Origin of the sequence: Gilliamella sp. Pra-s52, from assembly GCF_009795805.1 — a bacterium.
In the GTDB taxonomy this organism is placed as follows: domain Bacteria; phylum Pseudomonadota; class Gammaproteobacteria; order Enterobacterales; family Orbaceae; genus Gilliamella.
In genome coordinates, this window is record NZ_WTEY01000006.1 from 31,589 (window position 1) to 54,407 (window position 22,819).

General features: G+C 36.3%; 18 protein-coding genes. 4 read left to right on the forward strand and 14 right to left on the reverse strand.

All coding sequences use genetic code 11. The features are described from left to right. Nucleotides 1-40 precede the first annotated feature (40 nt). Entirely contained in the window at nt 41-595 is a 555-nt protein-coding gene (locus tag GQ594_RS06235) for an HdeD family acid-resistance protein (RefSeq protein WP_160411855.1), read from the reverse strand. A 193-nt stretch (nt 596-788) separates the two neighbouring features. Further along, nucleotides 789-2,462, reverse strand: a complete 1,674-nt coding sequence (gene dauA, locus GQ594_RS06240; protein ID WP_160411854.1) for a C4-dicarboxylic acid transporter DauA — start codon at nt 2,460-2,462, stop codon at nt 789-791. 249 nt (nt 2,463-2,711) lie between these two features. Here dauA and GQ594_RS06245 point away from each other — a divergent pair, with 249 nt between their 5' ends. Further along, complete coding sequence (locus GQ594_RS06245; protein WP_160411853.1) at nt 2,712-4,058, forward strand: histidine-type phosphatase; 1,347 nt, start codon at nt 2,712-2,714, stop codon at nt 4,056-4,058. Between the two features lie 70 nt (nt 4,059-4,128). Here the strand turns inward: GQ594_RS06245 and GQ594_RS06250 are convergent, their stop codons facing one another. From GQ594_RS06250 to GQ594_RS06300, 11 genes are all read right to left on the reverse strand, one after another. Next, a complete protein-coding gene (locus GQ594_RS06250) occupies nt 4,129-4,923 on the reverse strand; it encodes an ABC transporter ATP-binding protein (RefSeq protein WP_160411852.1) in 795 nt (264 codons plus the stop codon). A gap of 2 nt (nt 4,924-4,925) precedes the next feature. Continuing rightward, nucleotides 4,926-5,858, reverse strand: coding sequence for an ABC transporter permease (locus GQ594_RS06255; RefSeq protein WP_160400954.1), 933 nt, complete (start codon nt 5,856-5,858; stop codon nt 4,926-4,928). 69 nt (nt 5,859-5,927) lie between these two features. After that, nucleotides 5,928-6,884 carry an ABC transporter substrate-binding protein gene (locus tag GQ594_RS06260; RefSeq protein ID WP_160411877.1) on the reverse strand — a complete coding sequence of 319 codons (957 nt, stop codon included), beginning with the start codon at nt 6,882-6,884 and terminating at the stop codon, nt 5,928-5,930. Between the two features lie 304 nt (nt 6,885-7,188). Continuing rightward, the gene (locus GQ594_RS06265; protein ID WP_160400956.1) at nt 7,189-8,151 is read right to left on the reverse strand and encodes an ABC transporter substrate-binding protein; all 963 of its coding nucleotides are present in this window, start codon (nt 8,149-8,151) and stop codon (nt 7,189-7,191) included. Between the two features lie 162 nt (nt 8,152-8,313). After that, complete coding sequence (fdhE, locus tag GQ594_RS06270) at nt 8,314-9,222, reverse strand: formate dehydrogenase accessory protein FdhE (protein WP_160411851.1); 909 nt, start codon at nt 9,220-9,222, stop codon at nt 8,314-8,316. A 104-nt stretch (nt 9,223-9,326) separates the two neighbouring features. Continuing rightward, nucleotides 9,327-10,043 (reverse strand): formate dehydrogenase subunit gamma, encoded by a 717-nt coding sequence (locus GQ594_RS06275; protein ID WP_160400958.1) that lies wholly within the window; start codon nt 10,041-10,043, stop codon nt 9,327-9,329. Continuing rightward, nucleotides 10,036-11,010, reverse strand: coding sequence for a formate dehydrogenase subunit beta (fdxH, locus tag GQ594_RS06280; protein ID WP_160411850.1), 975 nt, complete (start codon nt 11,008-11,010; stop codon nt 10,036-10,038). Before fdxH ends, GQ594_RS06275 begins: the two co-directional genes overlap by 8 nt. A 15-nt stretch (nt 11,011-11,025) precedes the next feature. Beyond that, nucleotides 11,026-14,094, reverse strand: coding sequence for a formate dehydrogenase-N subunit alpha (fdnG, locus tag GQ594_RS06285; protein WP_160411849.1), 3,069 nt, complete (start codon nt 14,092-14,094; stop codon nt 11,026-11,028). 249 nt (nt 14,095-14,343) lie between these two features. Continuing rightward, a complete protein-coding gene (plsB, locus tag GQ594_RS06290) occupies nt 14,344-16,791 on the reverse strand; it encodes a glycerol-3-phosphate 1-O-acyltransferase PlsB (protein ID WP_160411848.1) in 2,448 nt (815 codons plus the stop codon). 326 nt (nt 16,792-17,117) lie between these two features. Beyond that, a complete protein-coding gene (aroD, locus tag GQ594_RS06295) occupies nt 17,118-17,882 on the reverse strand; it encodes a type I 3-dehydroquinate dehydratase (protein WP_160411847.1) in 765 nt (254 codons plus the stop codon). A 113-nt stretch (nt 17,883-17,995) separates the two neighbouring features. Beyond that, nucleotides 17,996-18,868, reverse strand: coding sequence for a shikimate dehydrogenase (locus GQ594_RS06300; RefSeq protein ID WP_160411846.1), 873 nt, complete (start codon nt 18,866-18,868; stop codon nt 17,996-17,998). A 174-nt stretch (nt 18,869-19,042) separates the two neighbouring features. On the opposite strand from GQ594_RS06300, the gene GQ594_RS06305 reads away from it, so the two are divergent. Both GQ594_RS06305 and rsmB read left to right on the forward strand, forming a co-directional pair. Beyond that, nucleotides 19,043-20,386, forward strand: coding sequence for a Na+/H+ antiporter family protein (locus GQ594_RS06305; RefSeq protein ID WP_202112495.1), 1,344 nt, complete (start codon nt 19,043-19,045; stop codon nt 20,384-20,386). A 42-nt stretch (nt 20,387-20,428) separates the two neighbouring features. Then, nucleotides 20,429-21,721, forward strand: a complete 1,293-nt coding sequence (rsmB, locus tag GQ594_RS06310) for a 16S rRNA (cytosine(967)-C(5))-methyltransferase RsmB (protein WP_160411845.1) — start codon at nt 20,429-20,431, stop codon at nt 21,719-21,721. A 55-nt stretch (nt 21,722-21,776) separates the two neighbouring features. On the opposite strand, the gene GQ594_RS06315 is transcribed toward rsmB, so the two are convergent. Further along, nucleotides 21,777-22,316 (reverse strand): NAD(P)H-dependent oxidoreductase, encoded by a 540-nt coding sequence (locus tag GQ594_RS06315; RefSeq protein ID WP_160411844.1) that lies wholly within the window; start codon nt 22,314-22,316, stop codon nt 21,777-21,779. 108 nt (nt 22,317-22,424) lie between these two features. Here GQ594_RS06315 and GQ594_RS06320 point away from each other — a divergent pair, with 108 nt between their 5' ends. After that, nucleotides 22,425-22,766: a winged helix-turn-helix transcriptional regulator gene (locus tag GQ594_RS06320; protein WP_160411843.1), complete on the forward strand. Its 342-nt coding sequence runs from the start codon at nt 22,425-22,427 to the stop codon at nt 22,764-22,766. Nucleotides 22,767-22,819: the final 53 nt, after the last annotated feature.

The window sequence follows — 22,819 nt, forward strand, 5'->3', positions numbered from 1 at the left end:
GCTAAACGTATCGCTACTTGATTGTGAGCACTGGCATAATTTATTTTTTATTTACTGCTTTAATTGCAAAACCAATCGCAACATAAGCCCAACCTTGGAAGATGAGGTCGATACCTAGAAACATACCTAATATCCAAAGGCTGTCGTATGGCCATCCTATGATAATCATAAAGCCTAAAATAAGTGTAATAATGGCAGAGGTTAAAATCCATCCCCAGCTTGGTAAATTACGATTATTTAGCGCTGCAAATAACTGAGTAAAACCACTCATCAGTAATAAGAATGAAATAACTAGTGTTAACGCCGATGAAACTGCAACGGGTTGGAAAAATGACATCAAGCCAATCACTATATATAAAATCCCCATTACTGCCCATAAAGCTGATTGGCCAAAACTTTTTATGTTAAATGAATGTAATGCTTGAGCAATCCCTGCAATTAATATTAATGAACCAATAAAATAGACAGAAAAGACAGTGGCGATAAACTGATAAGTTAATGCTAAACATCCTAATACAATTAAAATAACACCAATTAAAATAAACCAATTTGATTTTGGTTTTAGGTTTTGTAGCTCGTTTTTGTTAGATATCATGTTATTTTCCTGTTTTTATAAGTTAATTTTGGGTTTTAAATTAAAATTATCTTTAAAACCTATGCGTTTGCTAATAGTGAATAGAAAATAAAAAGAAAGGTCGTGGAGCTTTAATTTATTGCACAGTCATTATTTTTGCTGAAACTTTGACTGTGCAGTTAAATTAGTAAATATGATAAGACTAAATTTAAAATTAATCTTTATCTTTCAGTGCTTCTTCTAATGTTGAATAGAACATGATTTTGTTAGATGTTGGCACTACTTTGGCACGAGCAAGGGTTTTTAATGGTTGAAATTGTAACTCGCAAATCGATAAATCGACATGTTCAGGAAGTTCATCAATAAAATGTATTAAAGCATTGAGTCCGCCTGCATCAAGAATAGGCACGGCATCCCATTGTAATACGATGTGTTTATAACCATTGATTTTTTGATATATTTCTGAAAAAGTACGTTCAGCAGCAGCAAAAAAGAGTGGGCCGTTAATTCGTAATGCAAGGGTTTTATCGTTGCTTTGGTTTAGTTCAACTAAGCGGGTCATTCGAGCAATACGGCGCATAAATAGAATTGATGCCAGCACAATTCCAACAGTAATTGCAATCACCATATCAAATAGTACTGTTAGCGACATGCAAATAAGCATAATTAAAATATCGTCTTTAGGGGCGCATTTGATGATATAAATGACACGTTGAACTGCACTCATGTTCCATGCCACGATAAGTAACAAGGCGGCCATCGCAGATAGAGGAATAAACGATAATGCTGGCGCAAAGCAAATAAGTGCAAGTAATACAACTAATGAATGTAATACAGCAGCAATAGGTGATGTTGCTCCTGCTTTGACATTGGCGGCCGACCTTGCGATAGCCGCTGTTGCTGATATACCACCAAAAAATGGGGCAATGATATTACCTAAACCTTGCCCAATAAGTTCACTATTTGAGTGGTGTTTGGTGTGTGTCATTTCGTCTAATACGACTGCGCACAATAATGATTCAATTGCACATAACATTGCCATGGTTAGTGAAATGGGTAATAGGGCTGTGAGCATTGACCAATCCCAGTTAAATTCAGTATGAAGCCACGGTAAAGAAAATTCTGGTAGTACGGATGGAATACCGTGCCCTATGGTATTATCAGCCATTGTGTAGGTGAATCGTGAACCAATTGTTTCAATCTGGTAGCCTAATTGATTAAAAATAAACATGACAATCACGCCAGCAATGAGTGCAGGTAGGTGCCCCGGTATTTTTACTTTAAGTTTTGGCCATGCAATTAATACCATTAGTGTGACAAAACCAACAATGGTGTCAGCAATGTTGATAGTTGGTAGGTTTTTTGTTAGTTCAATGACTTTACTAATATAGCTTTCTGGCATATGTTCAAGCGTTAAGCCAAAAAAATCTTTAATTTGCATGGTGGCGATAGTGATGGCAATGCCCGAAGTGAAGCCTAATACAACAGGGAGTGGAATATATTCAATTAATCGACCTAATCGAGCCATGCCCATAAAGATAAGGAATATCCCCGACAATAAGGTGGCAATGAGTAGTCCAGATAATCCGTATTGTAATGAAACAGGATATAAAATAACGACAAATGCAGCCGTTGGGCCAGAAACACTAAAACGTGATCCTCCAGTTAATGCAATCACCAAACCAGCAATAATGGCTGTATATAAGCCATGTTGTGGCGGTACTCCACTGGCAATTGCTAATGCCATTGCTAGCGGAATAGCAATAATACCAACAGTTATGCCGGCTATTAAGTCTTTAATAAAACGAGGAATGCTGTAAGGGGTGTTTATGCATGAGGATACTAATGCACAGCAAATTTTTGTGCCAGAAAGGCCGTATAATTTCATTGTATCTAATCAATTAAAGGAAAGTTGTGTTGAGTGCTTAATAAGATAATCTTTTTTACAAAAAATAAAAGAGTGTTATAAAAATAATCATCTTTTTTTTGAAGTTTTTTATAGGTAGTGTTTTATTGATGCGATGACTTGATAAGTACGGCTTATTTTAATTTTTATGTTAATCTACACTATAAGGTAGTGATGTTGAGAGTATTTTTAATGGTATATTAACATTGTTTATTTCAAGGGGAAAAGCGTATGGTTACGGTTCGTTTTTGCAAATGGTTTACTGTTTTTTTATGTGCGTTTTCTGCTGTAAGTTTTGCTCAACAATCTATAATTGTGGGGTCTAAGACAGCTTATCAATATGATACCGAACAAAAGATTACTCCTGCACCAGTTGGGTATGTGGCGTTTTATATCGATCATGTCGGGCGACATGGTTCACGTTATATCAGTAAGTCAAAATCTGAAGATATTGCTTATCAAATTTTGTCAATGGCCGAAAAGCAAGATAAATTAACTAACCTTGGAAAAGATTTATTGAGGCAAATAATTCGTATTAGTGAGTTAAATAAAAATCATTACGGTCAACTTACCGATCTTGGTCGTAAAGATATAGCTTTGATTAGTCAACGAATGCTGAACAATAATCCTACTGTGTTTAACGGAAAGGAAATTGATGTTGTTTCCTCTAGCTCACCAAGAGCCAAAGAAACCGCAGAAATATTCGTTAGTTCTTTCAAATCTAAATATCCTAATATCCATGTCACACAGCAACCCGAAGATCAGCAAACGTTATTGCGTTTTTTTGATTATTCACCAGATTATGATGAATATAAACACAGTAAAATAGTAAAAAATGCCGTGAAATCAGTAGAAAATGCTCCTAAAACGCAACAAATAAGCAAACAGGTTGCAAAAAAGATCTTTGTTGATGATTTTATTCAAAAGCTAGATAGCGGTATTGAAGTTGTCGACAAACCATCTGTAACAACGCGAGATTTCGTGATTGCGATTTACCAATTGTATCAAGAGTTACAAGCATTTTCGCCTCAATTATTAAAGGATAATTATCTTGACCTTAATTCGTATTTTTTGGTTGATGAAAATACTTGGCTTAATACCGTGGTTACAGCTAAAAATTATCTGGAAATTGGTCCTGCTTTTGATGCCAATGGTATCCAAATAAAAATTGCCGCCCCATTGTTGTGGGATATGTTAAACACTGCCGATATTGCAATAGCGAATAATAATATTGATGCTAATTTGCGTTTTGCTCATGCTGAAACTATTTCACCTTTAGCTACTTTACTTGAAATTGAAGGTACATCCACTGTTGCTGAGTCTATTTTTGATTATTATGCCGTTTGGCAAGCAGATAAAATTATTCCTATGGGGGCCAATATTCAATGGATTTTTTATAAAAGCGAACAAGCAAATCAGCCTGTATTAGTTAAAGTATTATTAAACGAGCGTGAAGTGCATCTACCTATAAAATCAGCGCAATACCCTTATTATCGTTGGAGTGATATAAAGCAATTTTATACAGATAAGCTTAATAAATTAGGTTTAAGTTATGTCCCGTCACCCGTGGCAAATTAGGCTGTAATGGAATTAATTGCGATAGATAAAAAGCAATATTTCTAATAGAAATATTGCTTTTTGATAATGGTTAACCTAAAAGCAGAGCATCGTCGGTAACCTTTTCACCGCGTGTTCGTTCAAACATGGCTAAAAGGTCGGTGACAGTTAATTTAGCACGTTCTTCGCCCGATACATCAAGTACTACTTGCCCTTGATGCAACATGACTGTTCGGGTGCCATATTCTAAGGCTTGTTTCATTGAGTGAGTTACCATCATGGTCGTTAATTTGTTTTGTGACACGATTTTATCAGTAAGATCTAAAACAAATTGCGCCGTTTTAGGATCAAGTGCCGCAGTGTGCTCATCTAGAAGTAGTATTTTAGATGGTTGTAAAGTTGACATTAATAAGCTAACAGCTTGCCTTTGCCCACCAGAAAGTAGTCCCATCATGTCGGTTAGTCGATTTTCAAGTCCTAGGTTTAATGTTGCTAGTTTTTCTTTAAATATCGAACGTGCTTTGCGGTTAAGCGCTGAAGATAATGTGAATTTTTTACCACGGTTATAAGCAATAGCAAGGTTTTCTTCAATCGTTAGGTTTTCACAAGTTCCAACCATTGGGTCTTGGAATACTCGAGCAACCATACCCGCGCGTTTCCATGCTGACCATCGAGTGACATTTTTATCATTGATCATAATACAGCCAGAATCAGTCAGTAAATCACCACTAATTGCGTTAAGTAACGAGCTTTTCCCAGCACCATTACTGCCGATGATTGTGACAAATTCCCCTTCACTGATGTTAAGATTTAACCCTCGTAATACATGATTCTCAATCGGCGTACCTTGATTAAAGGTTAAATGTAATTGTTCTGCTTTAATCATGTTTACTTTCCTCTTTTCTTCGAGAGTTTTCTTATTTGTTTTGGTAATACAAGTGCTAATACCATTAATAATGCGGTGATGATATTAAGATCTTCTGTTCCAACACCGATACTTTTTAGGGTTTCATTACTTAATGCAAAAGCAATAAATAAACGATATAAGATAGACCCTAAGATGATCGCAAACATAATCGACCAGATGCGTTTTGTTGGGAAGATGCTTTCTCCAAGTATAATCGAGGCAAGCCCAATAACGATAGTGCCAACGCCGATAGTGATGTCAGCACTGCCTTGTGTTTGTACAAATAATGATCCACCTAGCGCAATTAAACCATTTGAAATCGCCATTCCTAAAATGATGATGCCATCCGTTGGAATCCCTTGCGATTTTGCCATTCGTTGGTTAGTCCCTGTAGCTCTTAAAGCAAGGCCTTTTTGGGTATTTAAAAATAGGTTTAGTAGCATCCAAAATACAATGACAAACCCTAAGATTATAAGGTATTGCGATATAGATCCTTCAAAAGGAAGTGATGTAAAAATTGTATCCGAACCCAATAATGATAGGTTGGGTGTACCCACAATTTGATCCGCTTCACCAGTGACATAACGGCCAACACCTAAAATCCGAAGATTTATTGAATAGAGCCCCATCATGACAATAATACTAGCGAGTAGCTGTAAGATATTTAGTTTGACATATAATAACCCTGTCATTGCACCAGCAAGACAACCTGCAAACATGCCAAGAAATGTTGCAATCCAAGGATCAACGCCAATATAGATGAATAAACCACATACCGCCCCTCCAAGAGGAAAGCTACCATCAGCAGTTAGATCAGGAAAATCCAGTAAACGAAACGAAATAAATACACCTAAACTAACAAGTGCATAAATAAGGCCAATTTCGGTTGAGCCTAATAAAAATTCAAAAGACATTCAAAAATCCATTAAAGTTAACCGCCAATATTGGCGGTTTAATGATAATAAAAGTGTAAAAATTAAAAATTATTTTTCAACAATTTTTGCGGCTGATTTTAATATATCTTCAGATAAAGTGACACCTTGGCGTTCAGCTGCTTTTTTGTTAATTGTTAGTTGAGTAATATTGCCCACTTGTGGTGGGATATCACCTGGGTTTTCGCCATTAAGGATGCGAATAACAATTTTACCAGCTTGTCGACCAAGATCATAATAACTCATACCTAAAGCAGCAATAGCACCGCGTTCTGCAGAATCAGGATCTGATGCTAGCAAAGGAATTTTGTTTTCGTTAGCTACTTTTGCTAACGCTTCATAAGCGGAAACGACGTTATTATCAGTTGTGGTATAAATCATATCAACCTTACCTTTTAAGCTTTGAGCTGCGGTTGAGATATCTGATGTTCGTTGAGCTGGGGCAGCAATGATTTTCATACCTCGTTTTTCAAGTGCTGATCGTAATTCTTTAAGTACAATTGTTGAATTAACTTCACTTGGGCTATAAACATAACCAATATTTTTAGCATCCGGTTTAATTTTTAGCATCATCTCAATTTGAGAATCAAGCGGTAGTGCATCAGATACGCCTGTTACATTCGTTTTTGATGCTTCCCAGTTTGATGTTAATTTAGCCGCAACAGGATCAGTTACAGCAGTAAAAACGATAGGAATATTTTTGGTTGTAGCAACTAACGCTTGTGTACTAGGCGTTGCGATACCAACGATAACATCAGGTTTACTTGCTGCAAATTGTTTAGCAATTTGCGCTGCATTTGCACTAGTTCCTTGTGCACTGGCAAATTGTAGTTTTAGATTTTGGCCATTAATATAACCGTTATCTTTTAATTCGTCTTCAACACCTTTGCGTACATTGTCTAACGCAGGATGTTCAACAATTGCGGTGATAGCAACAAATTTTTGTTCAGCTTTAGGTTCAGCATCAGCAAAAGAACAAAATGTTGCTAACGATAAACTCAGTAACATACAAAGTTTAATTATAGAATTACGCATAAAACGCTCCTGTAATATTTTTTTTACATATAAGCTAAATATTGAGTTACTATAAAGCAAAATTAGATAATTTTCTATAATAAAAAACAGGTTATCTGTAAATATTTCATTACAGTTACAAAGGCATTATTAAAAGCGATGTTAATGATGTGTATCTTAGTATTCGATTAAAGTTGAGAGTCAGTGATGTTTATTGATTCAGAATGATGCTTTGTAATATTAAGTGCCTTGTTCACTTAAGTGAACAAGGATTTTTATTGATTTTAGGGATATTAAATTAATGATTACCGATGACTTTGTCAGCAGATTGAATCACTTCAGGTGTAAATGTAATTCCTTGTTTTTTAGCTGCATCAATATTGATGACAAGGCGAAGAGATTGTCCTATTTCTGGAGCAATATTACCTGCGGTTTCACCTTTTAATATGCGCACAACAAGTTTGCCTGACTGACGACCCACATCGTAATAACTCATGCCATATGCCGCAACAGCACCGTGTTCAATAGCATCAGGGAACGAGGCTAAAAGGGGAATTTTATTCTCATTAGCAAATTTAACTAAAGACTCATAGGCCGAAACCACATTGTTATCCGTTGTGGTATAGATTAAATCAACTTTACCCTTTAATGAGGCGGCCGCCGTTGGAATGTCTGATGTTCGTTGAGCTGGCACGGCAAAAAGGGCGATCCCTTGTTCTGTTAGCAATGTTTGCAGGTGTCTTAGTACAACCGTTGAGTTAATTTCACTTGGGCTATAAATATAACCGACTGATTTAACGTTAGGTACAATTTTTTTCATAAAATCAATTTGTGGACCTATTTCTTGGTAATCAGATACGCCAGTAATATTGGTGCCTGTTGGTTGCCAATCTTTGGTTAATTTAGCTGCTATGGGGTCGGTAATTCCCGCAAAGACGATAGGAATTTGTTTAGTTGCAGCAGCTGTTGCTTGTGCGCTTGGTGTTGCAATTGCAACGATAACATCAGGTTTTGCTGTAGCAAATTGCTTTGCTATTTGAGCTGCAGTGGCACTGCTTCCTTGTGCACTTTTGTATTGTACGGTTAAATTATCATTTAATGTATAGCCGCTATCGGTTAATTCATCTTTGACACCATCACGGATTTGGTTTAATGATGGATGCTCAACAATTGCCGTAATGGCGACATTTTTCATTGCATCAGCAAAACTGTAAAAAGGCACAAGCAATATCATTATTATCAATAAAGTAAAGCGTTTCATAAAATACACTCATAAACTAGTACAATGGTTTCATTGTAGCCTTATTAGCCTAAAAAGTTAAGTTGTATTTTATGAATTAATGATTATTGTTAACAAAGCCGTTATAAAAGTGGTAATCAATAACCATAAATTATTTTTTAATCATCGTGTTATAGTCACTTTTTATTGAGCGAATATAAAAGGATTTATTCCACTTTTAGCAAATCCCTCTTTTTCTGTTTTGATATCTAATATTAGCGAAGCAATGTCATCAGCAATAATCTCAATGTGTGGATCTTTATCTTGATCGAAGATTTTTAAATAGCTATGGCAAGCATCACAGCATTCTGTTTTGGTGGGGGATAATTCGTTATCAAGTGAAAAGTATTGAATATCTTTCATGTTATCACAGCAGGTACATTTTATTCGAGGCACATACCATTCGCTTTCACACAAACTACAATGTAAATAGCGTAAGCCATTATTGCTACCTAATTGGATGATACTAGCAACAGGTATGTTGTTGCATACTGGGCATAACCAGCTTTTATCAGTGCTTTCTGCTACTGCTTTGCCTTTAATTTGGCTTGCTAGTTGACTGTAATAAACCGACAATGCTGCCCAAATAAATATCGCTTCGTTACCCTCTACATGAGCAAATTCATTATTGAGTAGATGTAGCGCTTTATCTTGTAGCTGCTGAACACTATTTTTTTTAAGTTGCTCAATGACTAATGTTATTTGTTCAGTTGTTGCAGTTATCGAACTTAATAATTCATTGAGGTATTCTTGCCAACTCGTGGACAATGGTCGATTGCTTAAACTTAATGGTGGATTTTCGTTGTTAAGATATTCAGACAAATCAACATTAATAGGATTTTGTTTAGCTAAATTGGCTTGTTGTTCGGCGATTGTGGCGCAAAAATTTAAATAATCACTAAATAGGTTATTGGCTGCCAAGCTTTTTAAGCGCTTTGCTCGATGTGCATAAGTCGTTGTTGGTGATGGATAAAAAATTAATGGAATCTGTCTAATCACTGAGTTTGTTGCCTGTTGTTCAAGTTGTTTTTGTGGGATGATTTTTATACTCATTATAAATTCTCATTGATTGTGACTTAGCTGATTATAGACTTTAACCAAACGTAGTACCGCTGATATATTGTCAGCGGTAAATTGGCGTTATATAAAAACGTTAATTAAATCGTTTTATGTTCAATGTCATTCTTGATATCATGTTTCGTGTCAGTTGTCGGCTGATCTGATTCGGTTTTGGCTTTTAGTTCTGCTTGATAGACTTTTTCCATCTCTTGTTCATACCAAGCGGAATGATTTTTTCGTGCCCAAGCACGTGATACATAGCCCGTTATCATCCCTTTAATCGAGCCTTTAACCCAAATTGCCATATAAGCATGGCCAATAGCCAGTAAAATTAAGCTAATTGCGGCAAGTGAATGAAATAATATCGCAATACGAACAGTCTGTACTGGAAAATAATCCGAAATATACTGACGCCACATAATAAGTCCCGTAACGAATAAGACAAAAATTAAGCCCATAATGCACCAGAACAGAAACTTTTGACCGACGTTGTATTTACCAATTGGAATGCCTTCTTCTTTGCCCATAATGACGCTTTTAAAGTTTTTAATCCACACCATATCTTGCTTATTAGGGATGTTATGATGAACCAACTTCAAAAACATAAACATCAGCAATACAAAAACAATACAGCCCAAAATAGGGTGTAATGTTCTCACTAATTGTGGGGTGCCAAGGAACAAACCAAATAGTTTTATTGATGGGAAAAACAGTGATAAACCTGATAGCGCAGTCAAAATAAATAGACATACCATACACCAATGGCAGAAGCGAACAATTAATGGTGTTCTTAATATCATTCCTTTCTTATTCATGATGATTCTCCTGTTGTGGTAAATTAGCACCATTTTTACGTTCAACAACTGGTAATCCTAATTTTTTTCGTGCTTGTTTATCGGCTTCTTTTTCGTGTTCAATATCATCTTGGTCGACTTCAATTGCACCTACGCCCATATAATGGAATAGTAAACCTCCAAAGGTGGCAACAAATGCTGCCGCTGAAAGTGGTTTCCAAACACCTTTCCAGAATTTAACAATTTCGCTAATTTGTGGATCTTTAGGCAGACCGTGATAAAGTTCTGGTTGATCTGCATGGTGTAAAACATACATCACATGCGTACCACCAACACCTTGTGGATCATAAAGCCCCGCATTTTCAAACCCTCGTTTTTTCAAATCGACAATTCTGTGTTCAGCATGGCGAATCATGTCTTGTTTTGTGCCAAAATGGATAGCGCCCGTCGGGCAAGTTTTTACACATGCTGGCTCTTGCCCCACAGCAACACGATCTACGCATAAAGTACATTTATAAGAGTGATTATCTTCTTTACTGACCCTTGGAATGTTAAAGGGACAACCAGCAATACAATAGCCACAACCAATACAGTGTTCTGATTGAAAATCCACAATACCATTGGCATATTGAATAATAGCACCTTCGGCAGGGCAAGCTTTTAAGCACCCAGGATCTGAGCAGTGCATACAACCATCTTTACGAATCAGCCATTCGAATTTACCATTAATTTCAACTTCCGAATAACGCATTACTGTCCAAGCTTTGGGCTCTAAGTCAGCGGGATTATCATACACGCCGACAGTATTGCCAATTTCGGCTCGTAAGTCATTCCATTCGCTACAGGCAACTTGGCACGCTTTACAGCCAATACATGTTGTTACATCGATTAATTTTGCGACTTCTTGTTGATAATCGCGGGCTCGTGGCGCTGGTGTTAATGCGTTGGTTCCTGAGCGGCGAATAATATCTTGTGTTTGTAATGACATAATTGATCTTCCTCCTTATGCCGCACTGGTAACTTTTTCAATATTGACTAAGAATGATTTATATTCTGGTGTTTGTGAATTAGCATCACCTAAATGAGGTGTTAATTCATTAACCAAAAATCCTTTCTTTGTTTGCCCTGTGAATCCCCATACAATAGGAATTCCTATGGTTTCAATCTCTTTACCATCAACGGTTAATGTCGGAAGACGTTTTGTCACGACTGCTTTAGCTTTGATATAGCCCCGATATGAAGTTACTTTAACCGTATCACCTAATTTGATACCTTTTTTATTGGCTAAATTTTCACTTAGTTCAATAAATTGCTCTGGTTGAGTGATCGATGCTAACCTTGCATGCTGTGTCCAAAAGTGGAAATGTTCAGTGATGCTATAAGTCGTGCCAACATAAGGAAATTCGCTAGCATTACCTAAGCGAGCCAAATCTTCTTTAAATGCTCGTGCAACAGGACTGCTTATTTGATTTGGATGCAATGGATTATTGGTAATAGGCGTTTCAAACGGTTCATAATGCTCAGGGAACGGTCCATCAACTAATCGATTTAAACAAAATAATCCACCTAAACCATCATTATTCATAATAAAAGCGCCTGCTCCAGCACTTGGCGATAATGTTGCCGTAAAATCAGGAACATCATTACCGATCCAGTTTGAGCCGTTCCATTTTACTAAAACTCGTTTTGGATCCCATGGTTTGCCGTTTTCATCCGCTGATGCACGATTATAAAGTACACGTCGATTCATTGGCCATGCCCAAGCCCAACCAGCATGAACGCCTTTGCCAGACGGATCGCTTGGATCTCGCCTTGCCATTTGGTTGCCTTGCTCAGTCCAAGAACCACAAAATATCCAAATACCTGATGACGTTGTTCCATCTGCTTTTAATTGGGAAAAACCACTGAGTAACTGACCTTTTTTAAGGATAACATTTCCATTTGCATCAGTGATATCTGCAAGTGCACGTCCATTATAATCTTTGGCTAGTTCTTCGGCTGCTGGACCTTCAGGGTCTTGATAATCCCAAACTAAATTATCAATTGGCTCATGATAAGTACCGCCCTCTTCGGCATATAGTTCTTTAATTCTTAAAAAGATACGTGCAATAATTTCAGGATCATATAATGCTTCGTAAGGCGGTTTAGCTGCTGCCCAATGCCATTGTAACCAACGGGAAGAGTTAACAATTGTTCCGTTTTCTTCAGCAAAACAGTTAGATGGTAATCTAAAGACTTCCGTTTGAATCTTGCTAGAATCCACATCATTTGATTCACCATGGTTTTTCCAAAACTCAGCGGTTTCAGTTGGCATAGGATCAATGCTAACTAAGAATTTTAAGTTAGATAAACCTTCACGAACACTATTTTTATCGGGTAGAGCAGCAAGTGGGTTAAAGCCCTGACAAATAAAGCCATTGGCTTGTCCATCGCGCATCATTTTACTAAATCTTAAAACATCATAGGTTTTATCCCATTTTGGTAACCAATCAAATCCCCAATCGTTATCTTTAGTCGATTTATCACCGTACATTGATTTCATAAAACTGACAAAGAATTTAGGATAATTTCCCCAAAAATTTATTTCGCTTGGACCAAGTGGTTTTGGTGTTTTTTCATCTAGATACTGAGTAAGTGAAACTTGAGACTCTTTAGGTAAATCAAGATAAGCTGGCAGGCGATTTGACAACAACCCTACATCGGTTAAACCTTGAATATTTGAATGCCCACGCAGAGCATTAATACCTCCGCCCATAACGCCAATATTACCTAAAATAAGCTGGACCATGGCAGCAGTACGGATAATTTGTGATCCATAAGTGTGTTGAGTCCAACCTAATGCATATAAAAAGGTTGCTGCTCTATCATTGGTTTTTGTGCTAGCAAGTGATCGGCAGACATGTAAAAATCCATCAATTGGGCTACCAGTAACCTTATTTACCATTTCAGGGGTATAACGGCTAACGTGTTGTTTTAATAGATTCCAGACACAACGAGGATGGTTTAGTGTTTTATCCCGAAGAGCATAACCATTTTCGTCTTTTTGATATGCCCAACTGGTTTGATCATATTGACGATTAGTTGCATCATAACCACTAAACAATCCACTATTAACATCAAAATTAAAATCATCACGCACAATTAAGCTAGCATTGCTGTGTGTCACTAAATACTCAAAGTTAACTTCGTTATGAGTAATCAGATAATTAATAATACCAAGTAAAAATGCAATGTCAGATCCTGAGCGAATGGGTACATAATGATCCGCAACTGAAGCTGTTCGGTGAAAACGAGGGTCAATGGCAATTAGTTCTGCGCCATTATTAATTTTAGCTTCAATTGCCCATTTAAAGCCAACTGGATGGGCTTCTGCGGCATTACCACCCATGACAATAACAACATTGGCGTTTTTGATATCATTCCAATTGTTAGTCATTGCCCCTCGACCAAACGTGGCAGCTAAGCTAGATACAGACGGTCCATGACAAACTCGAGCTTGGGTTTCAAGGCTTAACATGCCTAATGCACGAGCAACTTTAAAGGCTAACCAGCCTGTTTCGTTGCTTGCGGCCGATGTGACAAGCCATCCTGTTGTTGTCCAACGATTAACCGTCGTGCCTTTCTCATTTTTTTCAATGAAGTTTTTATCTCGGTCAGCTTTCATTAAACGAGCAATACGGTCAATTGCATCATCCCAACTTATTTTTTGCCATTTATCTGAACCTGGTGCTCGGTATTGTGGATATCTAACACGATTTTCACTTTTGATATAATCAAGAACTCCAGCGCCTTTAGGACAAAGCGAGCCGCGGCTAACAGGATGATCAGGATCGCCCTCAACATGAAAGATGGATGATTCGGCATTTTTAGCGCCATCGCCACGACTATAAAGTAGCATTCCACAACCCACTGAGCAATAAGTGCAGTTGTTACGAGTTTCTTTGGATTTGAGTAATTTAAATTGGCGAGTTTGTGCAAGCGCGACATTCGGCGCTAGTCCTAGTGTGGCTACCGTTGTTCCTGCCATACCACCAGCACAGATCTTAAAGAACTGCCTACGGTTAAATAGCATATGGGCTCCTTAGAAAGCTGACATTACATTATTTGATTTATTATATTGGAAGTTATTAACATCCTTATAAGTTGTAATGATAATCTTTAATAGCATGGAAATAAAGGAGAAAACAGGGATGAATTCACAAAATTTGATGTATATCAAAAATATTATTATTAAATATTGCTTGTTTGGCATGTTCGCAAGATTGCGTGATTTTTCATGCCAAACAGTATCAACAAAAAGTATGACTTATTATTTTCTTTTTTAGTTTTTTATTATGTTATTTTTATTGTTTGATGATAGATTAATTTCGTCAATGGTTTGCATTACCCTTGCAGTAATAAGGGGTTTAAGAATTTCGTTCATTTTTTCAATTTTTGGTATGTTTTTGTCACCGTGATCATCTAGATATCCTTGTTCACGCAATGATGCTACTAATGTTGAAAAAACACCTTTATCAAAAAATTCAGGCGCATTGATGCCGTGTAAAATGGATAATCGTTCAGCAATTAATCGACCTTCTTTTTCTAGTGTTGCTCGGCTAATGGTTGGTTCTTTTTGCAATAAAGAAAATGCAATGGCATAACGCTGTAATGTATCTTTAGATGATGAAGCAAGTAATTGTAATCCCGAAATTTTTAAATAATTTATTGTCAGCTTATTTGTCGAATCATTAATCAAATTCAACTCGGTATAAGTTGCAATGATTTGTTTTACATACTCGGTCAGTTGTTCATCGTTATGATAAAGAAATAGCTCTGATTTGATTAAAGGGAAAAGTAGTTTTACTTGTTGTAAAACGTCATCAGGTGAAATTTGGTTATGTTTGAGTACAATTCTGGCTATGATGGCCGGAATAATCAGTAAATGCTGAATATTATTACGGTAATAAGTCATTAATACTGCTTGTTCGGTTGTAAGGCCAACCATTTCGCCAACGTCGTCAGTAGTAATAATAAATTTGCCCATTTCTTTGGCATGCTCAAATAATTCTTCGGGCGTATCATCGGGAATAGTAATTAAATTCGAATAAGGGACTGTTTTAAAAAGTTTTAAAAGATAATCAATATGTTCCAAAAGTCTGACTTTGGTTAGTGCGCATTGGTCTGCAGCTAATAATATTGAACAACATAAATTCATTGCATTAATCGCTGCTGATGAATTTATATTTTCCATAATTTGCTTGGCAAGTAAGTTGGTTGTTGGTGTTAACCATTGCGGGCGTTGGGCGCCTGTTGGTTCGATAGCTTCTCGCCATTCGGGAACGTATTGGTTTAGAAATTGATTTAACGGAATAGGTTGACCAAAATTGACATAACCAAATCCTAATTTCTTTAGCTTTAAAAATGCTTTAATAGTACGCCACAAACTCTCTTTTTCTTTTTTAGCGCCTCGTAGTTCATTGGCGTAGGTTGCAACTTCTAATACATGCTCGTAACCAATATAAACAGGTACAACAGTAATTGGTCTTGCATCTCCACGTAATAATGTTTGAATGGTCATCATTAACATCCCCGTTTTAGGATCGAGTAACCGACCCGTACGAGAGCGTCCACCTTCAACAAAATACTCAACAGCATAACCGCGAATAAATAGTTCGGCTAGATATTCTCGAAAAACTGAGGTATAGAGTTTATTACCTCGGAACGAACGGCGGATAAAAAATGCACCTAATCGTCTAAAAATAGGACCCGCTGGCCAAAAATTTAAGTTAATACCAGCGGCAATATGTGGCGGAACTAAACCTTGTCGATAAAGCACATAAGATAATAATAAGTAGTCCATATGGCTACGGTGACAAGGCGCATAGACAATTTCGTGGCCATTTTGTGCCAATTCACGAACAGGATCGGCATTGGTTACTTTTAATCCTTGATAGAGTCGATGCCACGCCCAAGTAAGGACAAAATCAGTTACTCTAAGCATGCGATAAGAAAAACTAGCGGCAATTTCGTTCAAATTAGCTAATGCATTTTTTTTCGCTTTATCAAAAGTGATATTTTTACTTTTAGCCTCTTCTTGTATTGCCTCCGAAATAACTTGCTTTTTGAGTAAATTATTTAGCATTGCTTGACGAACAGGTAACTTAGGTCCAATTGAAGCCATACGTTGTTTGGCAAAATGAATTCGTGCAACACGAGCTAATTTATGAGCTAATACTGAAAGATCTTGTTCTGCAACATGAATATCTTTAAACGAAACCGTACGAGAAAAGCGCGTATAACAGTCTCGTCCTGATGTGATTATTTTGAAAAATTTACTTGTTGCACCAAGCACTTGTAGTGATAACTTTTTTTTGCCTTCTTTATCAGGTCGACGCCCAAACATAACCGAAACAGGTAACATTTGAATATCAAGATCATGATTTTGTTGATGTGCCGAAATATAATCTCTTAAAATGCCAATAGCTTTGTTTTTTTGTTGATTAGAGGCAAAAATACCAGGGCCTTTATCAATATAGATATAAGCTGGAACGTTTTTTCCGTTGATGTCGATTCCAATTAATGGATCAGGTAAATTATATTGTAAACAAAGTGACCGAACCACCATTAAGTCGATTTGAGAGTTGTAAGGTAATACATATAAAATGGGGCTATCGATATCAAGGTCTAATTCTGTTATTGGATCGGTTGGTATCGGTTTACTTTTAACAAAAAGTTTGACCAGCATTTGGATAAGAAAAAAATAGACTTTAGTCCACCAAGAAAACATAAAAAAATAAACCTCATACTTTTGCGTTATTCATAATACTTTAAAAAAGCAACGAACTCAGTATATACTTGTTACTGCCTAATTGTTAGTAAATTTGCATAACCTTTAGGCTATATGATTAGATAAATTCGAAGCCAAATTATCACAATATTTAGCCGTATTATAACGGTTTATCGTTATCAACGCCACGCATCGACTTGGCTTTTAAGTATCAAACGAATTTATTGGGATATCGCCAATTATTTAATGAATTACTACCGCTAATGGTGCGCTCATAATTATGATTAGAAAGCTGTATTGTCATTTATTAAAAATGACAGATTCAATTAACCGTGGCTTTTGTATAGCACATCTAAAATGTATCGTAATTCTTTGACATCTAATTGCCCTGGTGCAGAGGCATTTTTAGCTGCTCCAAAAGTCATTGCAGAACCAAATGTGATTCCTGCAATGCGACTGATAGCGCCAAGCCCCGCCATAGACATGGTAATAATTGGCTTGGTTGCGTATTTTTCGTTCATTTCGGTTGTGGCGGCCAGTAAAGTTAATACATCATCTGTGGTTTTGGGCATAACGGCAATTTTAGGAATATCAGCGCCTAAATCTTGCATTTTTCGTAATCGCTCGATAATGTCGCTTTTTGCTGGTGTTTTTTCAAAATCGTGGTTTGATGCTACAACAAAGACTTGATTGTTGTGGGAAATATCAATGATATCTTTTACATAATCATCACCAATAAATACTTCAACATCAATCAGATCAACAAGTCCACTACAGGCCATTTCTTTATTCAATTGAATATAAGAGGATAACGGCCAAGGTTTGACTCCTCCTTCGTTTGCTGTTCTAAAAGTGAATAAAAGGGGTTTATTGGGTAATAGATCTGTTATTTTTTTAGCGACTTGTTTGACAGCGAAAATATCGTCAACTTGGGTAAAATGATCGACTCGCCATTCTAAAACATCAAAATCAATGGATTGCAAAAATTGAACTTCATCGATTAATTCAGCTTGAGTTTTACCAACAATTGGTACAATAATTTTGGGTGCTCCAACGCCGATCTCAAGTTGTTTGATAGTAACTGTTTTCATTTTATTTCCTATTAATTGTCGATACTCTCATTATAAATGGCTATTTTATGTTTTATATCGGATAAAACAATAGAGTAAAACGAGTTGGTATAATGTTATTACATCGATTTTAACTAATCATTAAAGCCCATTTTTTCTTTTACATATTCAATTGGAGCGTCTTCACCTGTCCATATTTTAATTTGCGCAGCTCCTTGCCATAACATCATGCCAATACCATTTAGTGTTTTGCAACCTTGCTGTTCAGCTATCTCTAATAGTTTTGTTTTGCGTGGACTATAGATACAGTCTGTCACAATAAGATCTGCATGTAGCATGGTGGGATCCGTAATTAAACTTTGACCTTCTAATGGCTTCATTCCAACGCCTGTTGCATTACAAAGCACAGTACTTGTTGCTATTTCTTGACGTAGCTGTGTTTTATCGGCCAAATCGAGAACGTTTACCTGACATTGTGTATTTTGATTTAGTTTTTCGGCAATGGCTTCTATTTTTTTATAACACTCATCTTTTTGATTAAAGATCGAGATTTCTTTTACACCATCAAGAGCGGCTTGCACTGCAATGGCGGTGCCTGCACCACCAGCACCAAGGATGGTTATTTTTTTGCCTATCATATTGACACCAGCTTCTTTTAGCATCCGCATGTAACCCATTCCATCAGTGTTATAACCAGTTAAAACACCATTGTCGTTTGAAATGGTGTTACATGCTCCGCTCATTTCAACCGCTGGTGTTAATTTATCCAGATATTGGCAAACGATCTGCTTGTTTGGCATGGATACGGCACTGCCACGTAGACCTAATGCTCGTAGTCCTTTAATAGCATCAGGAAGTTTTTCTTGGTCAACTTCAAACGCTAAATAAACATAGGGAATATTCAATTTAGAATAGATCGTATTTTGCATCTGAGGGGATAAACTATGGCGAATAGGATAAGCCATTAACCCAATCAATAAAAAATGTCCGTCGATATTACTTCTCATTCACCATTCTCCGCGCAAGTTTTTCTTTATTATAATAGGGGTTATGTTTAATCATTCTTCAATAACATGCCTAGGGCACACCTATCGGAAAAGAGTGAGTATACACTATCAATTGCACTTTCGACACCTATCGCCTAGAATAATAAACTTTGCTTCTTAACAAAGAATCTATTTATGAATACCATGCTTGATTTGTTCTCATCAATAAATGCCGTTGTGATAGCGGTAATTTGTATGTTAATTTTGTCTCTTTGCCGTGTTCATGTGGTAATTAGCTTAATTATTGGGGCATTTGTTGGTGGCTTGTTTAGTCATTTATCGTTAAAAGAAACGATTGATGCTTTTAATACAGGTATTAGTAATGGCGCTAATATTGCATTATCTTACGCCATGCTTGGCGCTTTTGCAGTGGCAATATCAAAATCTGGTCTACCCGAGCTATTGGCTGATAAAGCAATAAAACAGCTGACAACAAGTAATGCTAAAAAGCGCATTAAATGGTTATTAATTATTATTATTGCACTTGTTAGTATTTCATCACAAAATATTATTCCGATTCATATTGCTTTTATACCGCTTTTAATTCCGCCACTCTTGTATGTAATGTCTCGATTACAACTTGATAGGCGAATGATTGCTTGTATCATGACATTTGGGTTAATTACGCCATATATGTTTTTACCTGTTGGCTTTGGTAACATCTTTTTAAATCAAATTTTATTAAAAAACATTACTGCATCAGGAATGGATGTGAGTCACGTCAACGTAATGCACGCCATGGCTATTCCTGCGCTAGGTATGTTTTCTGGTTTATTGTGGGCGATTTTTGTCAGCTACCGTAAACCAAGAGAATATAAAATTATTGATGAACAGACAAATCTTGACGCGTTAAAAAATGTAAATAAGCGTTCACTTATTGTCTCATTATTGGCGATTATTCTTTCATTTGCTATCCAACTTTACACGGGTTCAATGATTTTAGGTGCCTTAATTGGTTTTATCTGTTTTATTGTGTCAGGCTCCATAAAATGGGGTGAAGCCGACGGTGTATTTACCGATGGTATCAAAATGATGGCAATGATTGGTTTTGTGATGATTTCCGCACAAGGCTTTGCCGAAGTTCTAAAACAAACTCACGAAATTGAACCATTGGTTATTAATAGTGCTGCTTTATTTGCAGGAAATAAAATAGTTGCATCATTTATGATGATGTTAATAGGGCTTATTATTACGCTTGGTATTGGTTCTTCGTTTTCAACGGTGCCGATTATTGCCGCAATTTATGTTCCACTTTGTGTTCAACTTGGTTTTTCGCCAATTGCAACTGTTTGTTTAATTGGTGCCTCTGGTGCAATTGGGGATGCTGGTTCTCCACCATCAGATACTATTTTGGCAACCTCAGCAGGGCTTAATAGCGATGGGCAACATGATCATATTCGTGATAGTGTTATTCCTACATTTACCCATTTTAATATTCCATTATTTATTGCAGGTTGGGTTGGATCGTTAATTTTATAATCAACATTATTCTATTTAATTGTTGTTTTTTAGGTCATTATTATGAATAATCAATCACACCAAAATATTCGTGCAGTTTGTGCGCAAGCTATTTTTAATGTGCTAGAAGAAGGGCAATCATTAAGTGCAACCTTAACGGCACTTAATCATAAAATAGCTGATAAAGATAAGGCGTTAGTACAAGAGATCTGTTTTGGTGTGATGCGAGTATTACCCGAACTTAATTTTTATATTCACACCTTGATGAGTAAAGTATTAACGGGTAAAAATAGAATTTTACATGACCTATTGTTAGTGGGTATTTACCAAATTCTTTATACTCGTATTCCTGCACATGCGGCAGTTGCCGAGAGTGTAAATGCGGTTAACTCACTTAAAAAAACACAACTTAAAGGATTAATTAACGGTGTATTGCGCGAATTTTTGCGCCAACAAACATCATTACAACAACAATTTACGCAAGACAGTAAACAACAAAACCAGCAAACACTGCACCCAAGTTGGTTGTTAACACGCCTTAAACAAGCTTATCCAAAGCAGTGGCAAAGTATTGTTAATGCTAATAATCAAAAACCACCAATGTGGTTGCGCGTTAATCTTAATCAATACTCAGTAAGTGAGTACCAACAATTACTAGCCAAAGATAACATTGAATCAGAAACCTTTGCGGATATACCTTCGGCAATTAGGTTAATAACCCCCGTTAATGTGGCAAAATTACCTGATTTTGCAAAGGGTGCTGTCACAGTGCAAGATCTATCAGCACAATATGCTGCGTATTTATTAGCGCCGCAAAATGGCGAACAAATTTTAGATATGTGCGCGGCGCCCGGAGGTAAGACTACACATATTTTAGAAGTAGCTCCAAAAGCGCAAGTCTTAGCTGTAGATATTGAACCTAGTCGAGTTAAGCGTATTAACGAAAATTTAGCTCGCTTAAAACAGCAGGCTGAAGTAAAAGTAGGGGATGGTTTAACGCCCGAAAATTGGTGCAAAGAGCGCAGTTTTGATCGTATTTTACTTGATGCACCTTGCTCAGCAACAGGCGTTATTCGCCGTCATCCTGATATCAAATGGTTACGCCGTGATAGTGATATAGCGCAGTTGACTGAATTACAATACGCAATTTTAACTAAAATATGGGCTTATCTAAAAACGGGTGGTACTTTGGTTTATGCTACTTGTTCAATTCTGCCAGACGAAAATAAATTACAAATTGAGCGTTTTTTGCAAGAAAACACCAGCGCCAAATTACAAGGTGAACTAAAACAATTTTTACCGTCTGAAAATGGGGGTGATGGTTTCTTTTATGCGGTTTTAAAAAAGCATAGTTAATACAACATAAACTATGATGATTTATCAATTACTATAGATATCATATTGATTTTTATTAGTTATATTTGTTTATAATGTCAACTAACTGTTGACCGTGTTGTTGTGCTTTTGTTTTTATTTTAGCTTGTACTTCTTCAACCACAGGTGAAACACCATATAAAAGTTTCGGTGGCAGATATTCCATTTGCGCATATAAGGCTGATATTTTGACGGGCTCTAATAAATTATCCATTAAATCGTTGCGATATTTTTTATAATTCTGTTCTTGTTGTCCTATGGTTAAACTTGGTAATAGTTTTTTATCTTTTAATTTATCGCCTTTGGAGCCATAAGCAAATTGGTAAGTAAATACTTCATCAAACCATATTTTTAATATGGCCGGCATGTTATACCAGTACATTGGATATTGTAAAATAATAAGGTCATGTCTGAGTAATGCGGCTTGCTCCTCTTGCACATTGATTTGATAGTTTGGATAAAGATTGTGAATATTGCGAATTTCAATATCCTCAACTTTATTTTGTAATGTTTCGATAATTGTCTTATTGGCGGTAGACTGTTTAATGTTAGGGTGACCTAAAATAATTAATGCCATAATGATTCCTTTTTCCTTTTTTGCTATTAAAATGATAGTTACTCTAATTAGTTTATTCGTAAATAAGCTTATAGCAATATCTATCAAACTTGATAGTTAGGTGAATTAATGCAAATAGATGAACAAAGGCCATTAAAACGTTATAACAATAAAACTTATGATTGTCCTATTAGTTTATCAATGGATTTAGTTGGCGGAAAATGGAAAGGGGTGATAATTTATTATTTGCTTTCTGGTGAAAAAAGATTCAGCGAATTGAAAACCATTATTCCTAATATCACCGATATGACATTAAGTATACAACTTAAAAAATTAGAGGAGGATGAGTTAATTACTCGACATGTTTTTGGCGATAAACCCCCTTTAAAAGTTGTCTATAAATTAACTTCACTTGGTGAAAAATTAGAGCCTATATTAGAGCAACTTTGTTTATGGGCGTTGAATATTTAAGATCACTATCAGTATCGTGGAGGAATGATTAAAGGTAATTGATAGATTTATTT

Excerpts from the sequence above, each read along its gene's own strand:
- GQ594_RS06315 (WP_160411844.1), bottom strand. The coding sequence starts at position 22,316 with ATGGCATTAATTATTTTAGGTCACCCTAACATTAAACAGTCTACCGCC.
- GQ594_RS06255 (WP_160400954.1), bottom strand. The coding sequence starts at position 5,858 with ATGTCTTTTGAATTTTTATTAGGCTCAACCGAAATTGGCCTTATTTAT.
- dauA (WP_160411854.1), bottom strand. The coding sequence starts at position 2,462 with ATGAAATTATACGGCCTTTCTGGCACAAAAATTTGCTGTGCATTAGTA.
- fdhE (WP_160411851.1), bottom strand. The coding sequence starts at position 9,222 with ATGAGTATAAAAATCATCCCACAAAAACAACTTGAACAACAGGCAACA.
- GQ594_RS06275 (WP_160400958.1), bottom strand. The coding sequence starts at position 10,043 with ATGAATAAGAAAGGAATGATATTAAGAACACCATTAATTGTTCGCTTC.
- rsmB (WP_160411845.1), top strand. The coding sequence starts at position 20,429 with ATGAATAATCAATCACACCAAAATATTCGTGCAGTTTGTGCGCAAGCT.
- GQ594_RS06235 (WP_160411855.1), bottom strand. The coding sequence starts at position 595 with ATGATATCTAACAAAAACGAGCTACAAAACCTAAAACCAAAATCAAAT.
- plsB (WP_160411848.1), bottom strand. The coding sequence starts at position 16,791 with ATGTTTTCTTGGTGGACTAAAGTCTATTTTTTTCTTATCCAAATGCTG.
- aroD (WP_160411847.1), bottom strand. The coding sequence starts at position 17,882 with ATGAAAACAGTTACTATCAAACAACTTGAGATCGGCGTTGGAGCACCC.
- GQ594_RS06305 (WP_202112495.1), top strand. The coding sequence starts at position 19,043 with ATGAATACCATGCTTGATTTGTTCTCATCAATAAATGCCGTTGTGATA.
- fdnG (WP_160411849.1), bottom strand. The coding sequence starts at position 14,094 with ATGCTATTTAACCGTAGGCAGTTCTTTAAGATCTGTGCTGGTGGTATG.
- GQ594_RS06260 (WP_160411877.1), bottom strand. The coding sequence starts at position 6,884 with ATGTTACTGAGTTTATCGTTAGCAACATTTTGTTCTTTTGCTGATGCT.
- GQ594_RS06320 (WP_160411843.1), top strand. The coding sequence starts at position 22,425 with ATGCAAATAGATGAACAAAGGCCATTAAAACGTTATAACAATAAAACT.
- GQ594_RS06265 (WP_160400956.1), bottom strand. The coding sequence starts at position 8,151 with ATGAAACGCTTTACTTTATTGATAATAATGATATTGCTTGTGCCTTTT.
- GQ594_RS06300 (WP_160411846.1), bottom strand. The coding sequence starts at position 18,868 with ATGAGAAGTAATATCGACGGACATTTTTTATTGATTGGGTTAATGGCT.
- GQ594_RS06250 (WP_160411852.1), bottom strand. The coding sequence starts at position 4,923 with ATGATTAAAGCAGAACAATTACATTTAACCTTTAATCAAGGTACGCCG.
- GQ594_RS06245 (WP_160411853.1), top strand. The coding sequence starts at position 2,712 with ATGGTTACGGTTCGTTTTTGCAAATGGTTTACTGTTTTTTTATGTGCG.
- fdxH (WP_160411850.1), bottom strand. The coding sequence starts at position 11,010 with ATGTCATTACAAACACAAGATATTATTCGCCGCTCAGGAACCAACGCA.